The 23196-nt window shown below is 34.7% G+C and carries 20 protein-coding genes and 3 tRNA genes; 15 read left to right on the top strand and 8 right to left on the bottom strand.

Annotated elements, in window-relative coordinates:
- The first annotated feature begins 57 nt into the window (after window positions 1–57).
- Window positions 58–2610 carry a YfhO family protein gene (locus I6H78_RS05425; RefSeq protein ID WP_198459032.1) on the top strand — a complete coding sequence of 851 codons (2553 nt, stop codon included), beginning with the start codon at window positions 58–60 and terminating at the stop codon, window positions 2608–2610.
- 21 nt (window positions 2611–2631) lie between these two features.
- Here the strand turns inward: I6H78_RS05425 and I6H78_RS05420 are convergent, their stop codons facing one another.
- Window positions 2632–5286: a YhgE/Pip domain-containing protein gene (locus I6H78_RS05420; RefSeq protein WP_198459031.1), complete on the bottom strand. Its 2655-nt coding sequence runs from the start codon at window positions 5284–5286 to the stop codon at window positions 2632–2634.
- A 129-nt stretch (window positions 5287–5415) separates the two neighbouring features.
- On the opposite strand from I6H78_RS05420, the gene I6H78_RS05415 reads away from it, so the two are divergent.
- Window positions 5416–5958, top strand: a complete 543-nt coding sequence (locus I6H78_RS05415) for a TetR/AcrR family transcriptional regulator (RefSeq protein WP_033630549.1) — start codon at window positions 5416–5418, stop codon at window positions 5956–5958.
- 34 nt (window positions 5959–5992) lie between these two features.
- On the opposite strand, the gene I6H78_RS05410 is transcribed toward I6H78_RS05415, so the two are convergent.
- The 7 genes from I6H78_RS05410 to rlmH all read right to left on the bottom strand — a co-directional run bounded on the left by I6H78_RS05410 (window position 5993) and on the right by rlmH (window position 9170).
- A tRNA-Asn gene (locus I6H78_RS05410) sits at window positions 5993–6066 on the bottom strand.
- Between the two features lie 5 nt (window positions 6067–6071).
- Window positions 6072–6143 (bottom strand) — tRNA-Glu (locus I6H78_RS05405).
- A 51-nt stretch (window positions 6144–6194) separates the two neighbouring features.
- Window positions 6195–6947 carry a competence system response regulator transcription factor ComE gene (comE, locus tag I6H78_RS05400; RefSeq protein WP_000866079.1) on the bottom strand — a complete coding sequence of 251 codons (753 nt, stop codon included), beginning with the start codon at window positions 6945–6947 and terminating at the stop codon, window positions 6195–6197.
- Window positions 6944–8263 carry a competence system sensor histidine kinase ComD gene (comD, locus tag I6H78_RS05395; RefSeq protein ID WP_000054555.1) on the bottom strand — a complete coding sequence of 440 codons (1320 nt, stop codon included), beginning with the start codon at window positions 8261–8263 and terminating at the stop codon, window positions 6944–6946. Before comD ends, comE begins: the two co-directional genes overlap by 4 nt.
- 20 nt (window positions 8264–8283) lie before the next feature.
- Window positions 8284–8409 carry a competence-stimulating peptide ComC gene (gene comC / locus I6H78_RS05390; protein WP_008282505.1) on the bottom strand — a complete coding sequence of 42 codons (126 nt, stop codon included), beginning with the start codon at window positions 8407–8409 and terminating at the stop codon, window positions 8284–8286.
- A gap of 164 nt (window positions 8410–8573) precedes the next feature.
- Window positions 8574–8647: transfer RNA gene (locus I6H78_RS05385), tRNA-Arg, on the bottom strand.
- Between the two features lie 43 nt (window positions 8648–8690).
- Complete coding sequence (rlmH, locus tag I6H78_RS05380; RefSeq protein ID WP_198459030.1) at window positions 8691–9170, bottom strand: 23S rRNA (pseudouridine(1915)-N(3))-methyltransferase RlmH; 480 nt, start codon at window positions 9168–9170, stop codon at window positions 8691–8693.
- Window positions 9171–9355: 185 nt separating this feature from the next.
- Between rlmH and I6H78_RS05375 the strand changes: the two genes are divergently transcribed.
- The 13 genes from I6H78_RS05375 (at window position 9356) to tilS (ending at window position 23194) form a co-directional block, all read left to right on the top strand.
- A complete protein-coding gene (locus I6H78_RS05375) occupies window positions 9356–10552 on the top strand; it encodes a S1C family serine protease (RefSeq protein ID WP_198459029.1) in 1197 nt (398 codons plus the stop codon).
- Window positions 10553–10609: 57 nt separating this feature from the next.
- Window positions 10610–11368: a ParB/RepB/Spo0J family partition protein gene (locus I6H78_RS05370; protein WP_198459028.1), complete on the top strand. Its 759-nt coding sequence runs from the start codon at window positions 10610–10612 to the stop codon at window positions 11366–11368.
- Window positions 11369–11584: 216 nt separating this feature from the next.
- Entirely contained in the window at window positions 11585–12946 is a 1362-nt protein-coding gene (gene dnaA, locus I6H78_RS05365; protein WP_000660625.1) for a chromosomal replication initiator protein DnaA, read from the top strand.
- Window positions 12947–13104: 158 nt separating this feature from the next.
- Window positions 13105–14241 carry a DNA polymerase III subunit beta gene (gene dnaN, locus I6H78_RS05360; protein ID WP_198459027.1) on the top strand — a complete coding sequence of 379 codons (1137 nt, stop codon included), beginning with the start codon at window positions 13105–13107 and terminating at the stop codon, window positions 14239–14241.
- Window positions 14242–14305: 64 nt separating this feature from the next.
- A complete protein-coding gene (locus I6H78_RS05355; RefSeq protein ID WP_198459026.1) occupies window positions 14306–14500 on the top strand; it encodes a DUF951 domain-containing protein in 195 nt (64 codons plus the stop codon).
- Between the two features lie 84 nt (window positions 14501–14584).
- Window positions 14585–15700, top strand: coding sequence for a redox-regulated ATPase YchF (gene ychF / locus I6H78_RS05350; protein WP_198459025.1), 1116 nt, complete (start codon window positions 14585–14587; stop codon window positions 15698–15700).
- 73 nt (window positions 15701–15773) lie between these two features.
- Window positions 15774–16343 (top strand): aminoacyl-tRNA hydrolase, encoded by a 570-nt coding sequence (pth, locus tag I6H78_RS05345; protein WP_000163921.1) that lies wholly within the window; start codon window positions 15774–15776, stop codon window positions 16341–16343.
- Window positions 16344–19847 carry a transcription-repair coupling factor gene (gene mfd, locus I6H78_RS05340; RefSeq protein WP_198459024.1) on the top strand — a complete coding sequence of 1168 codons (3504 nt, stop codon included), beginning with the start codon at window positions 16344–16346 and terminating at the stop codon, window positions 19845–19847.
- A gap of 57 nt (window positions 19848–19904) precedes the next feature.
- The gene (locus tag I6H78_RS05335; RefSeq protein ID WP_001234975.1) at window positions 19905–20171 is read left to right on the top strand and encodes an RNA-binding S4 domain-containing protein; all 267 of its coding nucleotides are present in this window, start codon (window positions 19905–19907) and stop codon (window positions 20169–20171) included.
- Window positions 20164–20532: a septum formation initiator family protein gene (locus tag I6H78_RS05330; protein ID WP_000041922.1), complete on the top strand. Its 369-nt coding sequence runs from the start codon at window positions 20164–20166 to the stop codon at window positions 20530–20532. The genes I6H78_RS05335 and I6H78_RS05330 overlap by 8 nt, the downstream gene beginning before the upstream one ends.
- Window positions 20533–20536: 4 nt before the next feature.
- Window positions 20537–20659, top strand: a complete 123-nt coding sequence (locus I6H78_RS09440) for an SP_0009 family protein (RefSeq protein WP_000429343.1) — start codon at window positions 20537–20539, stop codon at window positions 20657–20659.
- On the top strand, window positions 20652–21920 hold the full coding sequence (locus tag I6H78_RS05325; protein WP_198459023.1) for a serine hydrolase: 1269 nt from the start codon (window positions 20652–20654) through the stop codon (window positions 21918–21920). Before I6H78_RS09440 ends, I6H78_RS05325 begins: the two co-directional genes overlap by 8 nt.
- Window positions 21917–23194 carry a tRNA lysidine(34) synthetase TilS gene (gene tilS / locus I6H78_RS05320; RefSeq protein ID WP_198459022.1) on the top strand — a complete coding sequence of 426 codons (1278 nt, stop codon included), beginning with the start codon at window positions 21917–21919 and terminating at the stop codon, window positions 23192–23194. Before I6H78_RS05325 ends, tilS begins: the two co-directional genes overlap by 4 nt.
- The last annotated feature ends 2 nt before the right edge of the window (window positions 23195–23196 follow it).

The raw sequence follows: 23196 nt of genomic DNA, 5'->3' as shown, positions 1-23196 counted from the left end.
GACTTCAAAACTCAGTTGGGGTAACCAACTGAGTTTTCTATCATTCTACGAGGTAACATGAAATCATTTTTTAAAACATATTGGACCTATTTTGTTTCTTTCATCATTCCTTTAGTAATTATGACTGGAGTATACCTAACTCAAGGTATCTACTGGAATAGCGATGCATCTCCACTATTAGGAGATGGTTTCCATCAATACGTTATTTTTGATGTAGCTTTACGAAATATTCTGCATGGAAATGGTAGTTTGTTTTACACCTTTACAAGTGGCCTCGGACTGAATTTCTATGCTCTATCTAGTTATTACTTGGGTAGTTTTCTCTCACCTCTGGTTTACTTTTTTAATCTGTCGAATATGCCAGATGCTGTTTATCTGACCACTCTCTTAAAATTTGGATTGATTGGTCTGTCAACCTTCTTTAGTTTGACTAGATTATTTAAAGATATCCCAAAATTTTTAAAACTTGCCTTATCTACTTCCTATGCTCTAATGAGTTTTACCATTAGTCAGTTAGAGATAAAAACCTGGCTAGATGTTTTTATCTTGATTCCTTTAATTATAACTGGTTTATACCTACTTATAACACAAAAGAAGCGCCTACTATACTTTACAAGTTTGTCAATCTTATTTATTCAAAATTATTATTTTGGGTATATGACAGCATTGTTTCTTATTTTCTGGTATCTCTGCCAAATTTCTTGGGACTTTAAAACTCGAAAATCATCTTTTCTTGATTTTGTTGTTACCTCCTTTTTAGCTGGAATGGCTAGTTTGATTATGACTCTTCCTACACTGTTTGATTTACAAACTCATGGTGAGAAGTTAACCGCCATCACAAAATTAAAAACAGATAGTAGCTGGTATCTGGATATTTTCGCAAAACAATTCATCGGATCTTTTGATACAACTAAGTATGGATCTATACCAATGATTTTTGTTGGATTGCTTCCTTTTATTTTAACCATTCTATTTTTCACAATAAAATCTATTAAGTTTCACGTGAAACTTACCTATGCAATTTTCTTTGCTTTTTTAATAACAAGCTTTTACATAGAAGCACTTGATTTATTTTGGCAAGGGATGCATACCCCAAATATGTTTTTGCATCGCTATGCTTGGATTTTTTCCACTCTGTTAATTTATACTGCAGCAGAAGTCTTAAATCGCTTGAAAGAACTGAAGCTCTGGAATCTATTTGTCTCACTTTTTCTTGTACTAACAGGATTTTTGGCTACTGTCTATTTTAAATCACACTATTCTTTTTTAACTGATTTGAATATCCTACTCACTCTTGAATTTCTTCTAGTTTATGCTATTTTACTTCTTGCAGTCATTAGAAAATTTATCTCTATAAATCTATTTGCAATTCTTTTGTCTTTATTTATAACAGCTGAGATAAGCTTAAATGCATCATCTCAAATGGAAGGAATAGCTAAAGAATGGGCCTTTGCTTCTCGTAACGCCTATAATAGAGATATCACCGCTATGGAATCCATTCTAAACCAAATTGACGATCCATTTACACGTACTGAGAAACTGCAAATTCAGACAGGCAATGACAGTATGAAATTTAACTACAATGGAATCTCTCAATTCTCGTCTGTACGAAATCGTTCAACTAGCACTAGTTTGGATAAACTAGGATTCAAATCCTCTGGAACCAACCTCAATCTCCGTTATGCTAATAACAGTCTTTTAGCAGATAGTTTATTTGGAATCCAGTACAATATTTCTGAAAATTCACTTGATAAGTATGGCTTTCAAGAGATTTATCAAAAGGATCATTTAACCTTATATAAAAATCAACTCTCTTTACCCATTGCTTTTGCCACTCAATCTATTTACACAGATGTAAACTTTAATAATCACACTCTGGATAATCAGGCTTTATTTATAAACCAGCTTGCTAATCTCAACTTAGATTACTTCTCCCAAATAGCATATGATAAAACAGATAATTCAGATGGTTTAATGAGCATCACAGGTTCTGCGAATGAAGATGCAAAGATTGATTATCAAATTGAGGTTCCTCAAAATAGCCAAGTCTATCTCTCTTTTTCAAATCTTCATTTTACGAATGATAAACAAAAGAAAGTCGACATCCTTGTCAACGGTGAAAAAAAGACTTTTACAACTGACAATGCATTTAATTTCTTTAATTTGGGTTATACTGAAGAACAACAAACCTTCAATATCAGTGTTAGTTTCCCTGGAAATTCTCAGGTGTCATTTGAATCTCCAACCTTCTATCGTTTAGATACTCAGGCTCTTACTGAAGCAATCCAAAAGATTAAAGAACAACCTGTAGAAGTATCCACCTCTAAAAATAAAGTCTTTGCTACATATGAAGTCAAACAAGATACCTCTATTTTCTTCACTATTCCTTATGACAAAGGTTGGTCTGCATACCAAGATGGGAAAAAACTTGAAATCAAGCAGGCTCAGACTGGTTTTATGAAAGTTGATGTTTCAAAGGGAAAAGGCACCATTACACTTTCCTTTATCCCCAATGGTTTTGTTATTGGAGCAGCCTGCTCACTAACTGCCCTTCTTCTTTTTGGGATCTATAATCACAGACGAAATTTATCTAAGACAGAAAAAGATTGACCAATTCCTTGGCCAATCTTTTTAATCTTCTTCCATTTTCTTAGGTTGATAAGCTAGCATACCTAAAGCAGTAAAGAAAGCTAGAGTTATAATAAGGAAAATCACTTGATGATGAATATTTCCTGTCATAGAAATTGTTTGTCGTAAGCCTGATACAGAATAACTCATTGGTAACCAAGGATTGACACCTTTGAAGAAATCATTTGTCAAAGCAAGGGGATAGGTCCCTGCACTTGATGCTAACTGTAATAAAAGTAAAATAAGAGAGAAGAAAGCTCCAATACGGCTATTCCAAGTTGTTAAAGCTGTCACCATAGACATGAAAGCTAAACTTGTGATTATAATTAGAACCAAGGTCCTCATCTCATGGTTCGCAGTCAATCCAATAAGATGGACACCTCCATAAACTAAAACACCTGCTAAGACAGCTATAATCCCATTTATTTCAGAGCGAGACTTCAACCAAGCCCAACGACTCTCTGGATGACGTCCAGAAGGCAACTTAGCAAAAATCATATTGGTAGATATAGCAGCAACAAAAAGAGCAACTGATATCATATAAGGAGCCATGGCAATCCCATTTACAGGAACTTGGTCGTTATCTGTTTTTGAAAGAACTAGAGGTTCAGATAATGTTTCTGCATTTTTAGATTCTGTCGAAGCTGATTTGAGTTGATTATTAGCATTGCCTAATCCTTGTCCTAATGAATCAACTCCTGTCTGTAAATCTTCAAGACTAGAGGTTAAGGTTGTTCCACCATCTGCTAGTTTTCCAGCACCATCTGCAATCTTCATAGCGCCACTTCCTAGTTGAGATGCTGCAGAAAGTAACTGTGTTGATTTATCTGTTAATTGACCAGAGCCAAATTGTAATTTAGTAAGACCTGCTATTAGCTCTGGACTCTTATTATTCAATTGAGCAGAACCAGATGACAAACTTTCTATACCTGATACTAATTCTGGAGTTTTTCCAGCTAGCGCATCTGCTCCAGCTGTCAAGGTTGATGTATTTTCTGTCAACTTACTTGATCTAGAAACTAATTGATCTAGACTAGTTGTTAAGTTTGCATTCTTTTCACTTAGTTTATTGGCACCTATAGAAATTGTGTTCAGTCCCTTAGTATAGTTTACAACCCCTTTTTCAATTGACTGACTTCCTGGAACCAACTGATTATCTAAAGCAGTTTGCAATTTTGTAAATCCATTTGACAATGTTGTCAAGGAGCTAGATGCTGCAGGTAAGAGTTGATTTGCTTTCGTCTGCACATCAGATAGATTAGATACTTGTTGTTCTGAATTCTCTATACTTTCTTTCAATCCTCCTACTGTCGTTAAAATTGTTTTTGCTGACTCAATAGTAGAACTAGAATTTTTAGAAATAGCTTCTGTCAGTTCTTTCTTTTGTTCCTCTGTAAGAGATTGATAAGTAGCTGTTGATTGAAGGTTAGTAAGAGTTTTCTCTTGTTCTGTCTGACTTTTGGTCACAATATCCTGAGCAAGAGTTGTTAGATTTGGCAAAGCTTCTGACAATGTACTTTTCAGTTGAGTATTATCTGATATTGTAAGAGCTTGTAGTGTTTTATTTAGTTCTCCTAAGCTTTTTGCCATTTGCGCTATTTCTTCACTTTGTTGAGATGAGGACTCTAATTGGCTTGAAATTTCTTTAATACCAGTATTTAATTGCTCCATTCCATCTCTTAGTGTATCTGATTGATTGGATAATTGACTTGTTCCGTTAGAAAGTTCTTTCACACTACTTGTATAAGCATTTACACCAACTGAAAATTGATTGAGACCTGTATCCAGTTGTGAAACGCCACCTGTATAAGACTTTATACCTGTATTTAGCTGATTTACACCTGTCACCAACTCAGGAGTTTTTGAAGCTAATTGACCAAGTCCAGTGTCAACTTGTGAGACAGCATTTGTATAACTTTGTAAACCACTATTAAAAGTTCCTAAACCAATATGTAATTGCTCTATAGCAGACACATAGCTAGATAAGCCTTTTGTAAATTGATCCGCTCCATTTGAAAAAGTTACACTTGAGTTAGCTAGAGTATTAAGATTTGTCGTCAACGTTTGACTTCCCGTCACCAACTGATCGGCTCCATTAGCCAATTGTTCACTTCCCTCAGTTGCTTTATTTATTCCAGACTTCAAATCATTCATTTTTTGAAATAAAGCCTTAGTGTACGTTTCAGTAACATTAGTAGAGACGGTTTGTTTTAATTGTGTCATTGCAGAATCACTCATCTTACTTGCAATAAAGCTATGCCCACTTGACGTCTGATAATCAATTTGCATCTGTTCAGGATGATTCGTTAGGATAGAAGTAGCTTTTTCAGATAAGTCACTTGGTAAAGTTACTACCATGTAGTAGTCACCATCTTCTAGCCCTTTTTCCCCTTCCTCTTCATTAACAAAGTGAAAATCTAAAGCCTTATTTTCTTTTAAATTAGACACCATGTCTTCACCAATTGTCATTGTCTGTCCATTATAAGAAGCTTCCTTATCTTTATTGACAACTGCCACAGGTAACTCCGATACTTGACCATATGGATCCCACATGGATGATAAAAATATAATGTTGTATAAAGCTGGAATGAGAGAAATCCCTATCATTACAATGATAAAGGTCGGTTTTTTAAATATTGCTTTCCATTCTTTAAACATGTTTCCTCCTTTTTTAAACATATTGTCTAAAATTTTGATATAATAGATTATACATCAAAAAATCCAAATTACAAGATAAAAAAATACTTTTTTAGACACATAGTCTATTTTTGTATACGAGGAGAAATTATGAAAGAAAGTAACAAACGTTTAAAAACAAAACGAATTATCGAAAATGCCATGGTTCAATTATTGATGGACCAGCCCTTTGATCAAATTTCTACTGTCAAGTTAGCAGAAAAAGCCGGAATTAGTCGTTCCAGCTTTTACACTCACTACAAGGATAAGTATGATATGATTGAACTCTACCAAAGTAAGCTATTTCATACCTTTGAGTATATTTTCCAAAAACATGCTCATCGCAAAAGAGATGCTATTTTAGAAGTATTTGAATATTTAGAGTCTGAGCCACTCTTGGCTGCACTCTTATCTGAAAATGGGACAAAAGAAATCCAAAATTTCTTGAGAAATAAGCTTCACATTATGCTTAGCACCGACCTTCAGAAACGCTTTATGAAATTACAACTCACTCCAATAGAATTAGAATACAGCAGTATTTATCTAACAAATGCCCTATTTGGTGTTTGCCAGACTTGGATTGCTCACGGAAAAAAAGAAAGTCCGCAAGAAATGACAGACTTCCTTATGAAAATGTTAGGTGATGTTAACTAAAAAAGAACACCAATGGTGTTCTTTTTTTATCTGACTCCGCCAGTAGGACTCGAACCTACGACATCATGATTAACAGTCATGCGCTACTACCAACTGAGCTATGGCGGATAAAATAGTCCGTACGGGATTCGAACCCGTGTTACCGCCGTGAAAAGGCGGTGTCTTAACCCCTTGACCAACGGACCATCTATCTGTAGCAGATATAACCATTATATCAATTTCTTACTAATTGTCAATCACTTTTTAGATTTTTTCTCTAGAATATCTTTTAGTTTGCGGACTTTTAAACGAGTAATTGGACAACGATGATCTTCATAAAAAACAACTTCTAAATTCTTTCGATCAATTTCTCTCACATTTCCCACATTGACAAGGAAAGATTTATGGGAGCAATAAAATCGCTGGGTATGTTTGTCCTTTTCCTGAATATCTGTCATAGTTCCATAGAATTCTTTAGCAAAATTCTTACCAATAATCCGAAGTTTATGAGAAACTCCTGTGGTTTCGATATACAAAATGTCATGGTAAGGAATTTTCAAATCATTTCCTTTATAGTTGTAATCAAAATAGTCTACAACATCTTCGTTTTCAAGCAGCATGCTCTTAGTGTAAAAAATACTCTGCTCGATGCGTTTTTTGAACAACTCATCATTGATATCTTTATCAACAAAATCTAGGGCTGATACCTGGTATTTGTACGTTAAGGTAGCAAATTCAGAGCGACTAGTAATAAAGACAATAATAGCATAAGGATTGTGATGACGGATAAATTGAGCCACTTCAAAGCCTTTTTTCTCGATTCCATGAATATCGATATCTAGGAAATAAAGCTGGTTTACTTCATCATTTTCGATATATTCCTTAAACTCACGAACTTTTCCTGTTGTCTTATATGAAATAGGAATATTCGATTCTTCCGAGATTTCATTTAATATTCTCTCTAGTCTCACTTGATGTTCAATAACATCTTCTAAAATTAATACTTTCATTCGAATTCCCTCTTAAATCTAATAATTTGTCTAAATGTGTTGTCTTCCATCTCTGTTTCTAAAATAATGTTGTCATACTTATCTAAAATCTCTTTGACATTATTAAGTCCTAGACCTCTATTTCTTCCCTTGGTAGAAAAACCTAAGGCAAATAGGTCCTCTGAAGGCGTCATAGTGATTTTGCATGAATTCTGGATAACTATAACTGTTTCAAAATCCATTTTAATGACTGCAACTTCCATTTGTTTCAAATAACTATCTGCAGCACCTTCAACAGCATTGTTTAATAAAATGCTCATGATACGAACAAGATCAAGTAAATCTATTGACAGTCTAGTAATGATATCCTTTACTTCCAATGTAAACTCTACATCATTTTTTCGTGCATAGACAATCGATTGAGCAATTAAACTTCGTAAAGCAGAATCTTCTATATTATTTAAATCAAAGTAAGTATATTTTTCTGACCTCAATTTCTGATTTGCTTTTACTAAGACTTCATTGTAAACCCTGTTAATTTCTTGTAAATCTCCACTGTCAATCGCCATTTGCATGCTGACAAGCATCCCTGCATAGTCATGACGAAAACCTCGAATTTCATTATACAACTCCACAATTTCATCAGTATAAGTCTGTAAATGTTTTTGTTCAAATTTCTTTTGTTTTAGAGCAATCTCTTTTTCAATTTGAACCTTGTGAGAATTCATTGCAAAGAAAATCAATAACAAGCAAATAAAAACAATGGTTGATAAAATACTTCCGAAGCTATTTAAATGATGAGTTGTACTTACTATATCTGAAATAAACAATAAGATATGCAAACCAAAGAAAGCAACTATTACTTTTTTTAAAAAAGGATACAGATAATCTTTATCAAAATAGGTAAGTTCTAAATGGAAATAAGTAATAATTTTTTTAATAATAAAATATGTTAGTAATAGTACTCCTAAATAAAACATCACTTCATGTTCTATCACAAAAGCATCACCTGTTATAGAGGATAGGGTTACTGATAAAAAAGTATGTGTACTATGATATAATAAAGACAATAGTAAACTGATAAACATTCCTTTATGCTTATCATACTTCTTTAAAACTACTATAGAAGTATATAGAATAAAAGGAAATATAAACTTTTCAATCCCTAACCCAGCTAATGAAATAAAGTCAAAGAAAAATTCAGCTACAGACTGATATACAAATATACAAGCTATAAATAAATATCTTTCTTTTTTAGTTACTTTACAAATTAATTCATAGCTTATTGTTAAAATAAAAATATGAAGAATAACTATTCCAAATCCTAATAAACTCATCCTATCACCCTATAATATTACTACTTTGTCCTATTTGAAAAAAGATGTTTAAAAAAGTAAGGTAGTCTTTTATCTCCACCCCGAATCTCCTGCAATTCTGCCTCTGTTACTTCTTTAAATTGTTCCAACTTTACTGTATTTTTCATAATGAAATCTCCTGTATTATTTTTCCTTGTAAGTTAACTTACACACCTATTATACAAAATGAAGACCATGTAAGAAAAAATTCTTCCCAACTGTACATTTTTGCACCTGAAACGCACTTTTTTAAGAAAAAAGCTGGGATTTACCCCAGCTTCGCATCTAAAATTGATCCCAGCAGGATTCGAACCTGCGACCGTTCGCTTAGAAGGCGAATGCTCTATCCAGCTGAGCTATGAGACCTAACATGACCATTCTATCAAAAAACAAGAGCTAAGTCAATCTTCTATTTGTGGTAAGGAGAACCCTGCTGAATTGTAAAAGCACGGTAAATTTGTTCAACTAAAACCAATCTCATTAACTGATGTGGTAATGTCAGACGTCCAAAACTGATAGAAAGATTGGCCCTATTTTTTACAACAGGAGCTAGACCCAAACTTCCTCCAATGATAAAAGTAAACGTTGAGTATCCTTTGATAGAAGCTTGCTCTAGTTGCTTACTAAATTCCTCTGAGGAGAGTGTTTTTCCTTCAATAGCTAGAACAACGACAAAGTCTCTTTCTCCAACCTTAGAAAGAATTCTTTCACCTTCTGTTTCCAAGATTTTTTGATTTTCTAATTCACTGGCTTTGTCAGGTGTCTTCTCATCAGTGAGCTCAATCATTTCTAATTTGGCGAAACGTGAAATTCGTTTGGTATATTCAGCAATTCCATCTTTAAGGTATTTTTCTTTTAATTTTCCTACTGTTACAATTTTTATTTTCATTCTTCTATTCTATCATATCCACACTTCATTTCACATCTTATACACAAAAAAATCATTCAAAATTACTAGTGAATTCACAGAATAAAGCGAGTTATCCACAACTTGTGTAAAACTTTAAGCTTTTAAGTTTGGATTAAGTTAATAGGTTTATAATCTGAGTAAATAAATAACAAACGGAGGCGTTTATGAAACACTTACAAAAATTTTACAAAAAAGGAGTTAAAGTTCTAGCAATCATTATAATCGGATTTTTAAGTGGTGCCTTAGGAAGTTTCGTAACATTACAACTTTATCAAAAACAAGGAAATCAAGCTACGAATAATAATTCTGGCACTGTCACTCAAACATCCTATAAAAATGAAAACTCAACCACTCAAGCAGTAAATAAAGTTAAGGATGCTGTTGTCTCAATCATTACTTATTCTTCTTCTAGCAGTAGACAAAGTAGTGTATTTAATGCTGACGACACTAATTCTGATTCAGACAATCAACAAATCGCAAGTGAGGGTTCAGGTGTTATCTATAAAAAAGATGATAAAGATGCCTATCTTGTAACTAATACTCACGTTATCAATGGAGCTTCAAAAGTTGATATTCGCTTGGCAGATGGTACCAAGGTTCCTGGTGAAATTGTCGGATCTGATACTTTCTCTGATATTGCTGTCGTTAAAATTTCTTCAGAAAAAGTTACAACAGTAGCAGAATTTGGGGATTCAAGTCAACTTAGTGTTGGAGAAACAGCAATTGCCATCGGTAGTCCTTTAGGTTCAGAATATGCTAATACAGTTACACAGGGAATCATCTCAAGTCTTAATCGAAATGTTTCTCTAAAATCTGAAGATGGTCAAGCTATTTCAACAAAAGCCATTCAAACAGATACAGCCATTAACCCTGGTAACTCTGGTGGTCCACTTGTAAACATTCAAGGACAAGTAATTGGTATTACATCAAGTAAAATTGCAAGTAATGGTGGAACATCTGTAGAAGGTCTTGGTTTTGCAATTCCTTCAAACGATGCACAAAATATCATTAAACAACTTGAAAGTAATGGTAAAGTGACTCGTCCTGCTCTTGGAATTCAAATGGTCAATCTATCAAATGTTGGAGCTAGTGATCTTAGAAAACTTAACATTCCAAGTGGCCTCACTTCAGGTGTAGTTGTTCGATCTGTTCAAAACAATATGCCAGCAAATGGACATCTTCAAAAATACGATGTCATTACCAAAGTTGACGATAAAGAGATTGCTTCATCAACAGACCTACAACACGCTCTTTACAATCATGCTATCGGAGATACTATCAAAGTAACCTACTACCGTAACGGTAAGGAAGAAACAACCTCAATTAAACTAGATAAGAATTCTGGTGATTTAGAGTCTTAATTGATATCAGTGTAAAGAAAACTTTACAGAAAGTAAAAGATATGTTAGTGTAGAATCATGGAAAAATTTGAAATGATTTCTATCTCTGAAATACAAAAGAATCCTTACCAACCTCGGAAAGAATTTGATGTAGAAAAATTAGAGGAATTGGCTCAGTCAATCAAAGAAAATGGGCTCATCCAACCAATCATCGTTCGTCAATCTCCTGTAATTGGTTATGAAATCCTTGCAGGAGAGAGACGATATCGGGCTTCTCTCTTGGCTGGTCTAACCTCTATTCCAGCCGTTGTAAAGCACCTCTCAGATCAGGAAATGATGATCCATTCTATCATTGAGAATTTGCAGAGAGAAAATTTAAATCCTATTGAAGAAGCACGCGCCTACGAATCTTTAGTAGAAAAAGGATTTACTCACACTGAGATAGCGGATAAAATGGGGAAATCTCGTCCTTATATCACTAATTTTATTCGTTTGCTTTCCCTACCAGAATATATCTTAACTGAAGTAGAAAATGGAAAAATTTCTCAAGCGCATGCACGTTCACTAGTTGGTTTAGATAAAGAGCAGCAAGACTATTTCTTCCAACTAATTAAAAATGAAGATATTTCTGTGAGAAAGTTAGAAGCACTTCTTACAGAGAAAAAACACAAGAAGCAGAAAAAAAGTGATTCTTTCATCAAAGATGAAGAAGATAAATTAAAAAAAATACTCGGTTTAAGTATAGAAATTAAACTTTCAAAAAAAGATACTGGAAAGATTATTATCTCCTTTTCAAGTCAAGAAGAATACGATAGAATTATTAACAGCCTGAAATAAGGCTGTTCTTTTATTTTCTCAACTCACAAATTTATCCACCAATTTTTTTATCAAAAAGCCTACTAAATCAAGGATTTTCTTATTTATCCCCAACCTGTGGATAAATACTGCTAACATTGTGGATTCTTTTCCCCAATCTGTGGAAAATTCCTACTATCTATGGTAAAATAAGTCTAGCACTAAACTACTAAAATTATAGTAAAGGAGGAAAATTAGTTGAAAGAAAAGCAATTTTGGAATCGTATTTTAGAATTTGCTCAAGAAAGATTGACACGATCTATGTATGATTTCTATGCTACACCTGCTGAACTCATCAAAGTAGAAGAAAATACAGCTACTATATTTCTACCGAGATCAGAGATGGAAATGGTGTGGGAAAAGCAATTAAAAGATATTATTATTGCTGCTGGTTTTGAAATTTATGATTCTGAAATCAAACCTCACTATATTTTCACTAAACCTCAGAGCACAGAATCTCCTCAAGTAAATGATACGAATAGTGTCTCTACTTACGATTACACACCTGCACTACCAACGATTCCCTATTCCGAAACAGGGTTAAAAGAAAAATATACCTTTGATAACTTTATTCAAGGTGATGGGAATGTTTGGGCGGTGTCTGCTGCACTAGCTGTATCTGAAGATTTAGCTCTGACCTATAATCCTCTTTTCATCTATGGAGGACCTGGTCTTGGAAAGACTCATTTGCTCAATGCGATTGGAAATGAGATTTTGAAAAATATTCCTGATGCGCGTGTCAAATACATTCCTGCCGAAAGCTTTATCAATGACTTTCTTGAACACTTGCGACTTGGGGAAATGGAAAAGTTCAAAAAGACTTACCGTAGTCTTGATCTCTTATTGATCGATGATATCCAATCTCTCAGTGGCAAAAAAGTCGCGACCCAGGAAGAATTTTTCAATACCTTCAATGCTCTTCACGATAAACAGAAACAGATTGTTCTAACCAGTGATAGAAGTCCTAAACACCTAGAAGGACTTGAAGAGAGACTTGTCACGCGCTTTAGCTGGGGATTGACGCAAAATATCACTCCTCCTGACTTTGAGACACGTATCGCCATTCTTCAAAGTAAAACAGAGCACTTGGATTACCATTTCCAAAGTGATACTTTGGAATACTTGGCTGGCCAATTTGATTCAAATGTTCGAGAATTGGAAGGAGCCATCAACGATATCACTTTAATTGCCAGAGTAAAAAAAATTAAGGATATTACCATTGATATTGCTGCAGAAGCTATTAGAGCACGTAAGCAAGACGCCCGCCAGATACTTGTTATTCCAATTGAGAAAATCCAAACTGAAGTTGGTAATTTTTATGGAGTGAGTGTCAAAGAAATGAAGGGGACGAGACGAGTTCAAAACATCGTTTTAGCGCGTCAAGTTGCTATGTATCTAGCTAGAGAACTGACAGATAACAGTCTTCCAAAAATCGGAAAAGAATTTGGCGGAAAGGATCACACCACCGTTATTCATGCCCATGCTAAAATCAAATCATTGATTGACGAAGACGATAATTTACGTTTAGAAATAGAAGCAATCAAAAAGAAAATTAAGTAGCTTGTGGATAATTTTTTATTTCTTATCTTTTTTATCCACATTTTTTAAACAAGCTTAGAAGCTTAAGTTTACTAAATAGTACCCAGTTTTCCACAGAATTCACACACTCTATTATTACTATTAACTTTCTAATACTAAAAATAAATAAAGGAGAATCCATGATTCATTTTTCAATCAATAAAAATTTATTTCTACAAGCCTTAAATACCACAAAACGAGCAATAAGCTCTAAAAATGCTATTCCAATTTTATCAACAATCAAAATTGACGTTACCAATGAAGGAATTACTTTAATTGGATCAAACGGTCAAATTTCTATTGAGAATTTCATTTCTCAAAAGAATGAAGATGCTGGTCTCTTGATTACTTCTTTGGGTTCAATTCTTCTTGAAGCTTCTTTCTTTATCAATGTGGTATCTAGTCTTCCAGATGTAACGCTAGATTTCAAAGAGATTGAACAAAAACAAATTGTCTTAACCAGTGGCAAATCAGAAATTACTCTAAAAGGAAAAGATAGCGAACAGTACCCACGAATCCAAGAAATTTCTGCAAGCACACCTTTGGTTCTTGAAACCAAACTTCTCAAGAAAATTATCAATGAAACAGCATTTGCTGCAAGTACGCAAGAAAGTCGTCCAATCTTAACAGGTGTTCATTTTGTATTGAACAAACACAAGGAACTAAAAACAGTTGCGACAGACTCACACCGCCTTAGCCAGAAGAAATTGACTCTTGAAAAAAATGGAGATGATTTCGATGTGGTGATTCCTAGCCGCTCTCTACGCGAATTTTCAGCGGTATTTACAGATGATATTGAAACTGTAGAGATTTTCTTTGCAAATAATCAAATCCTCTTTAGAAGTGAAAATATTAGCTTCTACACTCGTCTCCTAGAAGGAAACTATCCTGATACAGATCGTTTGATTCCAACAGACTTTAACACTACAATTACTTTTGATGTTGTTAATTTACGTCAATCTATGGAGCGTGCACGTCTCTTATCAAGTGCGACTCAAAATGGTACTGTGAAGCTTGAAATTAAAGGCGGGGTTGTTAGCGCCCATGTTCATTCTCCAGAAGTTGGTAAAGTAAACGAAGAAATCGATACGGAGCAGGTGACTGGTGATGATTTGACTATTAGTTTCAACCCAACTTACTTGATTGATTCTCTCAAGGCTTTAAATAGTGAAAAGGTGACTATTAGCTTTATCTCAGCTGTTCGTCCATTTACTCTTGTGCCAGCAGATACTGACGAGGACTTCATGCAGCTTATTACACCAGTTCGAACAAATTAAGTGAAAGAGGTTGAGCCTAGCTCGCCTCTTTTATGATATAATCAAAACAGAAAAGGAGAGTAGTATGTATCAAGTTGGAAATTTTGTTGAGATGAAAAAGCCTCATGCTTGCACAATTAAATCAACTGGTAAAAAAGCCAATCGTTGGGAAATTACACGTGTAGGGGCAGATATTAAAATCAAATGTAGCAATTGTGACCACCTTGTCATGATGAGTCGCCATGATTTTGAACGAAAAATGAATAAGATTCTTGACTAAGAACCCTTAGTTAGAGGGTTAGCAAGTTTTCCCTTTTTGTGTTATAATGTTAGGGATTGAAATGAGAACGGAGAATGAGAAACTATGGCTTTAACAGCAGGTATCGTTGGTTTGCCAAACGTTGGTAAATCAACCCTTTTTAATGCAATTACAAAAGCAGGAGCAGAGGCGGCAAACTACCCATTTGCGACTATTGATCCAAACGTTGGGATGGTGGAAGTTCCAGATGAACGCCTACAAAAACTAACAGAAATGATTACACCTAAAAAGACAGTCCCAACAACCTTTGAATTTACAGATATTGCAGGGATTGTAAAAGGAGCATCAAAAGGAGAAGGTCTAGGTAATAAATTCTTGGCCAATATCCGTGAAGTAGACGCAATTGTTCACGTAGTTCGTGCTTTTGATGATGAAAATGTGATGCGCGAGCAAGGACGTGAAGACGCCTTTGTGGATCCACTTGCAGATATTGATACCATTAACCTGGAGTTGATTCTTGCTGACTTAGAATCAGTTAATAAACGCTATGCGCGTGTAGAAAAGATGGCACGTACGCAAAAAGATAAGGAATCAGTAGCAGAGTTTAACGTTCTTCAAAAGATTAAACCAGTCCTTGAAGATGGAAAATCAGCTCGTACAATTGAATTTACAGATGAAGAGCAAAAAGTAGTCAAAAATCTCTTCCTTTTGACCACTAAACCAGTTCTTTATGTTGCTAATGTGGATGAGGATGTTGTTGGAGATCCAGATTCTATCGAATATGTGAAGCAAATTCGTGAATTTGCAGCGACAGAAAATGCTGAAGTAGTAGTTATTTCTGCGCGTGCTGAGGAAGAAATTTCTGAGTTAGATGATGAAGATAAGCAAGAGTTTCTTGAAGCACTTGGCTTGACAGAATCAGGTGTTGACAAGTTGACTCGTGCAGCCTATCACTTGCTTGGGCTTGGAACTTACTTCACAGCTGGTGAAAAAGAAGTCCGTGCTTGGACCTTTAAGCGAGGGATGAAAGCTCCTCAAGCAGCTGGTATTATCCACTCAGACTTTGAAAAAGGGTTTATTCGTGCAGTCACCATGTCATATGAGGATCTAGTGAAATATGGATCTGAAAAGGCTGTAAAAGAAGCTGGGCGTTTGCGTGAAGAAGGAAAAGAATATATCGTTCAAGATGGCGATATCATGGAATTCCGCTTTAACGTTTAATAATATTTAATAAATAGTGTCAATTAGGTTGGAAAAAAATTCCAACCCTTTTGGCTTTTGAAAGGAAAAATAAATGACCAAATTACTTGTAGGATTGGGAAATCCAGGGGATAAATATTTTGAAACTAAGCACAACGTTGGATTTATGTTGATTGACCAACTAGCTAAAAAACAAAATGTCACCTTTACACATGACAAGATATTTCAAGCTGACCTAGCTTCTTTTTTCTTTAATGGAGAAAAAATTTATCTCGTTAAACCAACAACATTTATGAATGAAAGTGGGAAAGCGGTTCATGCTTTATTGACTTACTATGGTTTGGATATTGAAGATTTACTCGTCATTTACGATGATCTTGACATGGAAGTTGGGAAAATTCGTTTAAGAGCAAAGGGTTCAGCAGGTGGTCATAATGGCATCAAGTCTATTATTCAACATATTGGAACCCAAGTATTTAACCGTGTTAAAATAGGTATTGGAAGACCTAAAAAAGGCATGTCGGTTGTTCATCATGTTTTAAGTAAGTTTGATCAGGATGACTATGTGGGTATTTTACAGTCTATTGACAAGGTTGACGATGCTGTAAACTACTATTTACAAGAGAAAAACTTTGAGAAAACAATGCAGAGGTATAATGGATAAATGGTGACTTTATTAGATTTATTCTCAGAAAATGACCAGATAAAAAAATGGCATCAAAATCTTATAAATAAGAAAAGACAACTAATACTTGGTTTATCAACGTCTACCAAGGCTCTTGCAATTGCAAGCAGTCTAGAAAAAGAAAATAAGATTGTGTTACTGACTTCAACTTATGGAGAAGCAGAACGAATTATCAGTGATCTTCTTTCTCTCTTAGGAGAGGAAGTTGTCTATCCTTTTTTGGTAGATGACTCTCCTATGGTAGAGTTTTTGATGTCTTCGCAAGAAAAAATCATTTCGCGGGTTGATGCCTTGCGTTTTTTGAGTGATCCGTCTAAGAAAGGGATTTTAGTTTGTAATATCGCAGCGAGTCGGTTGATCTTACCCTCTCCGACTAGATTTAAAGAAAGTATTATAAGGATTGCGGTTGGTGAAGAATATGACCAACACGAGCTACTTCACAAATTAAAGGAAATTGGATATCGAAAAGTTACTCAAGTACAGACACAAGGTGAGTTTAGTATTCGAGGAGATATTTTAGATATTTTTGAGATGTCTCAGTTAGAACCTTTCCGAATTGAGTTTTTTGGTGATGAAGTAGATGGTATTCGTACTTTTGAAGTCGAAACACAATTATCGAAAGAAAATCAGACAAACCTCACTATCTTTCCAGCTAGCGACATACTTTTGAGAGAAAAAGATTATCAACGAGGACAGTCAGCTTTAGAAAAGCAAATTTCGAAGACTCTATCACCGATTTTGAAATCCTATCTAGAAGAAATTTTGTCAAGTTTTCATCAAAAACAAGTACATTCAGATAGTCGAAAGTTTTTGTCTTTATGTTATGAAAAAACATGGACTATATTTGATTATACTGAAAAAAATACACCAGTATTCTTTGATGATTATCAAAAATTGATGAATCAGTATGAAGCATTTGAAAGAGAATTAGCACAATACTTTACAGAAGATTTACAGAATAGTAAATCATTTTCTGAGATGCAGTATTTTGCAGATACAGAGCAAACCTATAAAAAACAAAGTCCAGTTACCTTTTTCTCCAATCTTCAAAAGGGTTTAGGAAATCTCAAGTTTGATCATATTTATCAATTTAATCAATATCCTATGCAGGAGTTTTTCAATCAGTTTTCATTTCTTAAAGAAGAAATTGAGCGATACAAAAAAATGGACTACACCATTGTTTTGCAGTCTAGCAATTCAATGGGAAGTAAAACATTGGAGGATGTTTTAGAGGAATATCAGATCAAATTGGATTTCAGAGATAAGTCAAGTATCTGTAAAGAATCTGTAAACTTGATTGAGGGTAATCTAAGACATGGTTTTCATTTTGTAGATGAAAAAATTCTCTTGATTACTGAACATGAGATTTTTCAAAAGAAATTAAAACGTCGTTTTCGAAGACAACATACGTCAAATGCAGAGCGATTAAAAGATTATAATGAACTTGAAAAAGGGGACTACGTTGTTCACCATATCCATGGAATTGGCCAATATCTAGGAATCGAAACAATTGAAATCCAAGGCATTCACCGTGATTATGTCAGCGTCCAATACCAAAATGGTGATCAAATCTCCATCCCAGTAGAACAGATTCATTTACTGTCTAAATATGTTTCAAGTGATGGGAAACCTCCTAAACTCAATAAATTAAATGATGGTCATTTCAAAAAGGCCAAGCAAAAAGTTAAGAACCAGGTAGAGGATATAGCTGACGATTTAATCAAATTGTATTCTGAGCGTAGTCAGTTGAAGGGTTTTGCTTTCTCAAATGATGATGATGATCAACATGCTTTTGATGATGCATTCCCTTATGTTGAAACGGATGATCAACTTCGTAGTATTGAGGAAATTAAGAGAGATATGCAGGATTCCCATCCCATGGATCGACTTCTAGTTGGAGATGTTGGTTTTGGGAAGACTGAGGTTGCAATGCGTGCAGCCTTTAAGGCGGTCAATGATCACAAACAGGTGGTCGTTCTGGTTCCGACGACGGTTTTAGCACAACAACACTATACGAATTTTAAGGAAAGATTCCAAAATTTTGCAGTTAATATTGATGTGTTGAGTCGCTTTAGAAGTAAAAAAGAGCAGGCAGAGACACTTGAAAAATTAAAAAATGGTCAAGTCGATATTTTGATTGGAACGCATCGTGTTTTGTCAAAAGATGTTGTGTTTTCAGATTTGGGATTGATGATTATTGATGAGGAACAACGATTTGGTGTTAAGCATAAGGAAACTTTGAAAGAACTGAAAAAACAAGTAGATGTTCTAACCTTAACAGCAACACCAATCCCTCGTACTCTCCACATGTCTATGCTGGGAATCAGAGATTTGTCTGTTATTGAAACTCCTCCAACTAATCGCTATCCAGTGCAAACCTATGTATTGGAGAAGAATGATAGTGTGATTCGTGATGCTGTTTTGCGTGAAATGGAGCGTGGAGGTCAAGTTTACTATCTTTACAATAAAGTTGACACGATTGACCAGAAGGTTTCAGAATTACAGGAGTTGATTCCAGAGGCTTCGATTGGGTATGTTCATGGACAAATGAGTGAAATTCAGTTAGAAAATACTCTACTGGACTTTATTGAAGGACAATATGATATTTTGGTGACAACTACTATTATTGAAACAGGAGTTGACATTCCGAACGCCAATACTTTATTTATTGAAAATGCAGACCATATGGGTTTGTCAACCTTATATCAGTTAAGAGGAAGAGTCGGTCGTAGTAATCGTATTGCTTATGCCTATCTCATGTATCGTCCAGAAAAATCAATCAGTGAAGTTTCTGAGAAGAGATTAGAAGCGATTAAGGGATTTACAGAATTAGGTTCAGGATTTAAGATTGCGATGCGAGATCTTTCTATTCGTGGAGCAGGAAATCTCCTAGGAAAATCCCAATCAGGTTTCATTGATTCTGTTGGTTTTGAATTGTATTCACAGTTATTAGAAGAAGCTATTGCTAAACGGAAGGGTAATAGTAATAAAAGAACCAAAGGAAATGCTGAGTTGATTTTACAAATTGATGCTTATCTTCCTGACACTTATATTTCTGACCAACGACATAAGATTGAAATTTACAAGAAAATTCGTCAAATTGACAATCGTGTCAACTATGAAGAACTACAAGAAGAATTGATGGATCGCTTTGGAGAATACCCAGATGTAGTAGCCTACCTTTTAGAGATTGGTTTGGTTAAGTCATATTTGGACAAGGTCTTTGTAGAACGTGTGGAAAGAAAAGATAACAAGATTACAGTTCAATTTGAAAAAGTCACTCAACGACTATTCTTGGCTCAAGATTATTTTAAAGCCTTATCTGCAACGAACTTAAAAGCAGCTATAGCTGAGAATAAGGGATTAATGGAAGTTGTATTTGATGTCCGAAACAAGAAAGATTATGAAATTTTAGAAGGTTTGCTGATTTTTGGAGAAAGTTTATTAGAGATAAAAGAATCAAAGGAAGCAAATCCCATTTAACATTTTTCTTCTATAAAAAGAATAAAAATGGTACAATAATAATTTGAGGTAATAAAAATGAGATTGGACAAGTATTTAAAAGTATCACGAATTATTAAGCGCCGCACAGTCGCAAAAGAAGTAGCAGATAAAGGTAGAATCAAGGTGAATGGAATCTTGGCCAAAAGTTCAACGGATTTGAAAGTTGATGACCAAGTTGAAATTCGCTTTGGAAATAAGTTGTTGCTTGTTAAAGTACTGGAGATGAAAGATAGTACAAAAAAAGAAGATGCAGCAGGCATGTATGAAATTCTCAGCGAAACACGGGTAGAAGAAAATGTCTAAAAATATTGTACAGATGAATAATTCTTTTATTCAAAATGAACATCAACGTCGTCGTTACCTGATGAAGGAGAGACAAAAGAGGAATCGTTTTATGGGTTGGGTCCTTATTTTGATGATCTTGTTGTTTATTTTACCAACTTATAACTTGGCCCAAAGCTATGATCAGTTACTGCAACGACGTCAGCAATTAACAGAGTTGAAAGAGCAGTACCAAACTCTTAGTGATGAAAAGGATAAGGAATCCGCCTTTGCTGCAAAGTTGAAAGATGAAGACTATGTAGCAAAGTATGCACGCGCCAAGTACTATTACTCAAAGAAACGAGAAGCAATTTACACAATTCCTGATTTGCTTCCGAGGTAATGTCATGGAAAATTTATTGGAAGTTGTTGAGCAATTTCTAAGTTTATCAGATGAAAAATTAGAGGAATTGGCAGCTAAAAACCATTTATTACGATTACAAGAAGAAAGGGAAGAGAAGAATGCGTAAGTTCTTAGTAGTTTTATTGCTACCTGCTTTTATCATAACCTCAAGAGTAGTTAGCACAGAAAAACAGCTTCCTTACTCTTCGCAAGAAATTTATTATCTAACTGAGTCTGATTATGGATTCTACTATAAAGAAACTCTGGAATCCCCAATGGTATATGGAGAAACAGCCGTCTATGCTAATGAGGATCTTGTTAAAGAGTCTGGTAAATTGACTCCTGGAACCACCTTTAAAATAGTAGAATGGCGTTTGAATAAACAAGGTGTTCCTGTTTTTAAATTAGATAATCACCAGTTTATCCTTGCAGATAAGCGTTTGGTCTATGATCAAAGTCAAGTTCAAACTCAAAATAGACAAGTATGGTTGGAGCAGGGGTTTGTTATCTATAACAGCCCTTATGACACTAAAGAAATTTCTTCATCCCTCTCTCCCTATCAACGCGTAACGGTGGATAGAACTCTCTTTGCTGAGGGACAAGAATTTCTTCATATCGATCAAGTTGGGTGGGTATCAAAAGAGTTCACCTCAGAAGAAGACAATCGCATCCAGAAGGTTCAAGAAGTTTTATCAAACAATTATCAGAATGAAAATTATTCTATTTATGTTAAACAACTGACTACAGGTAAAGAGGCTGGGGTGAATGAAGACAGCAAACTCTATGCAGCTAGCATCTTGAAACTAGCCTATCTTTATTATGCTCAAGATAAGATAAATCAAGGAGAGTATACGCTGGACAGTAGCTTCAAGTATATCTCAGAAGTAAATAGTTTCCCTGGGTCCTATAAACCAGAAGGTAGTGGTAGCTTACCTAAAAAAGAAGATAACAAAGAATACAGTCTTCAACAGTTAATTACCAAGGTAACAAAAGAGTCTGATAATGTTGCTCATAATATTTTAGGTTATTACGTGACCAATCAATCTGACGGGGCTTTCAAAGAAAAAATGTCCACCATTATGGGCGAAGATTGGGATGTGAATGATAAACTAACTTCTTCAAAAATGGCTGGAAAAGTCATGGAAGCTATTTATAATCAGAATGGTTTTGTCTTAGAGTCTCTAGGTAAGACTGATTTTGACAACCAACGAATCGCAAAAGGTGTTTCGGTTAAGGTAGCTCATAAAATTGGAGATGCCGATGAGTTTAAACATGACACTGCCATTGTTTATACGGATTCTCCTTTTGTTCTTTCCATTTTCACCAAAAATTCTGATTATGATACTATTGCTAAGATAGCTAAGGATGTCTATGAGGTTCTAAAATGAGGGACCAGGATTTTTTAAATCATTTTCTCCGAAAAGAGTATTTCAAAAAACATTCGAAAGTCTTATTAGCTCTATCTGGTGGACTGGATTCGATGTTTTTATACCATCTATTGTCTACTTATCAAAATGAGTTGGGAATTGAGTTGATTGTAGCACATGTCAATCACAAGCAGAGAAGTGAGTCTGACTGGGAGGAAAATGAACTAAGGAAGTTAGCTGATGCAGCTGAACTTCCTATTTATATCACAAGCTTTTCAGGAGAATTTTCAGAAGCGCGTGCTCGAGAGTTTCGTTATGATTTTTTTAGGAAAATCATGAAAGAGGTTGGAGCAACTGCCTTGGTTACTGCCCACCATGCAGATGATCAGGTTGAAACGATTTTGATGCGCTTGATTCGAGGAAGTCGGCTACGTCATTTAACAGGAATAAAAGAAAGTCAAGTAGTTGATGGAATTGAAATCATCCGTCCCTTGTTGTATTTTCATAAAAAGGATTTTCCACCAATTGTTCACTTCGAAGATCAAACAAATCAAGAAAGTACCTATTTTCGCAATCGCATTCGGAATAGGTATTTACCAGAACTTGAAAAAGAAAATCCTCGTCTTAAATCCGCCCTTTTAGATTTAGGAAGGGAAATTTCAGATTACCAAGCAACAATAACGGAGCTTTCTAAACAAATTGATGTGGAAGATTTGAATGAGCTATTTTCATACTCTCAACAAACTCAAGGAATCTTGCTCCAGAACTATCTTAATCAATTTCCAGACTTAAATCTGACAAAGGCTCAGTTTGCTGAACTTCAACAGATTTTAGCAACTAAAAGCCAGTATCGTCATTCTCTTAAAAATGGTTATGAATTGATAAAGGAGTATCAGAATTTTCGAGTTTGCAAAATCAGTCCACAGGCTGATGAAAAGGAAGATGAACTTGTGTTACACTATCAAAATCAAGTTCGATATATGGGCTATTTATTTTCCTTTGGTATCCCTATTGAAGGGGATTTTGTTCAAAAAGTAACAGTTTCACGGGAAACATCTGTACATATTAGATGTCGAAAACCTGGCGATATTATTATCCTAAATGGTCATCGAAAGAAACTGAGACGTTTATTTATAGATTTGAAAATCCCTATTGAAAAACGAAAAACAATCCCTATTATTGAGCAATTTGGAGAAATTGTCTCAATTTTAGGAATTGCGACCAGTGATTTGAGTAAAAACACGAAAAATGATATAATGAACACTGTACTTTATATAGAAAAAATAGATAGGTAAAA

The sequence above is a fragment of the Streptococcus oralis genome (genome assembly GCF_016127915.1).
GTDB lineage: Bacteria > Bacillota > Bacilli > Lactobacillales > Streptococcaceae > Streptococcus > Streptococcus oralis_BO.
Note: the sequence above shows the minus strand (reverse complement) of the source record. Positions and strands in the feature narration are given on the sequence as shown.

What these genes read in the sequence shown, in the direction of transcription:
- ychF (WP_198459025.1), top strand. Translation starts at nt 14,585, where the DNA reads ATGGCTTTAACAGCAGGTATCGTTGGTTTGCCAAACGTTGGTAAATCA.
- mfd (WP_198459024.1), top strand. Translation starts at nt 16,344, where the DNA reads ATGGTGACTTTATTAGATTTATTCTCAGAAAATGACCAGATAAAAAAA.
- I6H78_RS05420 (WP_198459031.1), bottom strand. Translation starts at nt 5,286, where the DNA reads ATGTTTAAAGAATGGAAAGCAATATTTAAAAAACCGACCTTTATCATT.
- I6H78_RS05425 (WP_198459032.1), top strand. Translation starts at nt 58, where the DNA reads ATGAAATCATTTTTTAAAACATATTGGACCTATTTTGTTTCTTTCATC.
- I6H78_RS05330 (WP_000041922.1), top strand. Translation starts at nt 20,164, where the DNA reads ATGTCTAAAAATATTGTACAGATGAATAATTCTTTTATTCAAAATGAA.
- I6H78_RS09440 (WP_000429343.1), top strand. Translation starts at nt 20,537, where the DNA reads ATGGAAAATTTATTGGAAGTTGTTGAGCAATTTCTAAGTTTATCAGAT.
- tilS (WP_198459022.1), top strand. Translation starts at nt 21,917, where the DNA reads ATGAGGGACCAGGATTTTTTAAATCATTTTCTCCGAAAAGAGTATTTC.
- comC (WP_008282505.1), bottom strand. Translation starts at nt 8,409, where the DNA reads ATGAAAAATACAGTAAAGTTGGAACAATTTAAAGAAGTAACAGAGGCA.
- I6H78_RS05325 (WP_198459023.1), top strand. Translation starts at nt 20,652, where the DNA reads ATGCGTAAGTTCTTAGTAGTTTTATTGCTACCTGCTTTTATCATAACC.
- I6H78_RS05375 (WP_198459029.1), top strand. Translation starts at nt 9,356, where the DNA reads ATGAAACACTTACAAAAATTTTACAAAAAAGGAGTTAAAGTTCTAGCA.
- I6H78_RS05370 (WP_198459028.1), top strand. Translation starts at nt 10,610, where the DNA reads ATGGAAAAATTTGAAATGATTTCTATCTCTGAAATACAAAAGAATCCT.
- rlmH (WP_198459030.1), bottom strand. Translation starts at nt 9,170, where the DNA reads ATGAAAATAAAAATTGTAACAGTAGGAAAATTAAAAGAAAAATACCTT.
- I6H78_RS05335 (WP_001234975.1), top strand. Translation starts at nt 19,905, where the DNA reads ATGAGATTGGACAAGTATTTAAAAGTATCACGAATTATTAAGCGCCGC.
- I6H78_RS05355 (WP_198459026.1), top strand. Translation starts at nt 14,306, where the DNA reads ATGTATCAAGTTGGAAATTTTGTTGAGATGAAAAAGCCTCATGCTTGC.
- pth (WP_000163921.1), top strand. Translation starts at nt 15,774, where the DNA reads ATGACCAAATTACTTGTAGGATTGGGAAATCCAGGGGATAAATATTTT.
- dnaN (WP_198459027.1), top strand. Translation starts at nt 13,105, where the DNA reads ATGATTCATTTTTCAATCAATAAAAATTTATTTCTACAAGCCTTAAAT.
- I6H78_RS05415 (WP_033630549.1), top strand. Translation starts at nt 5,416, where the DNA reads ATGAAAGAAAGTAACAAACGTTTAAAAACAAAACGAATTATCGAAAAT.
- comD (WP_000054555.1), bottom strand. Translation starts at nt 8,263, where the DNA reads ATGAGTTTATTAGGATTTGGAATAGTTATTCTTCATATTTTTATTTTA.
- comE (WP_000866079.1), bottom strand. Translation starts at nt 6,947, where the DNA reads ATGAAAGTATTAATTTTAGAAGATGTTATTGAACATCAAGTGAGACTA.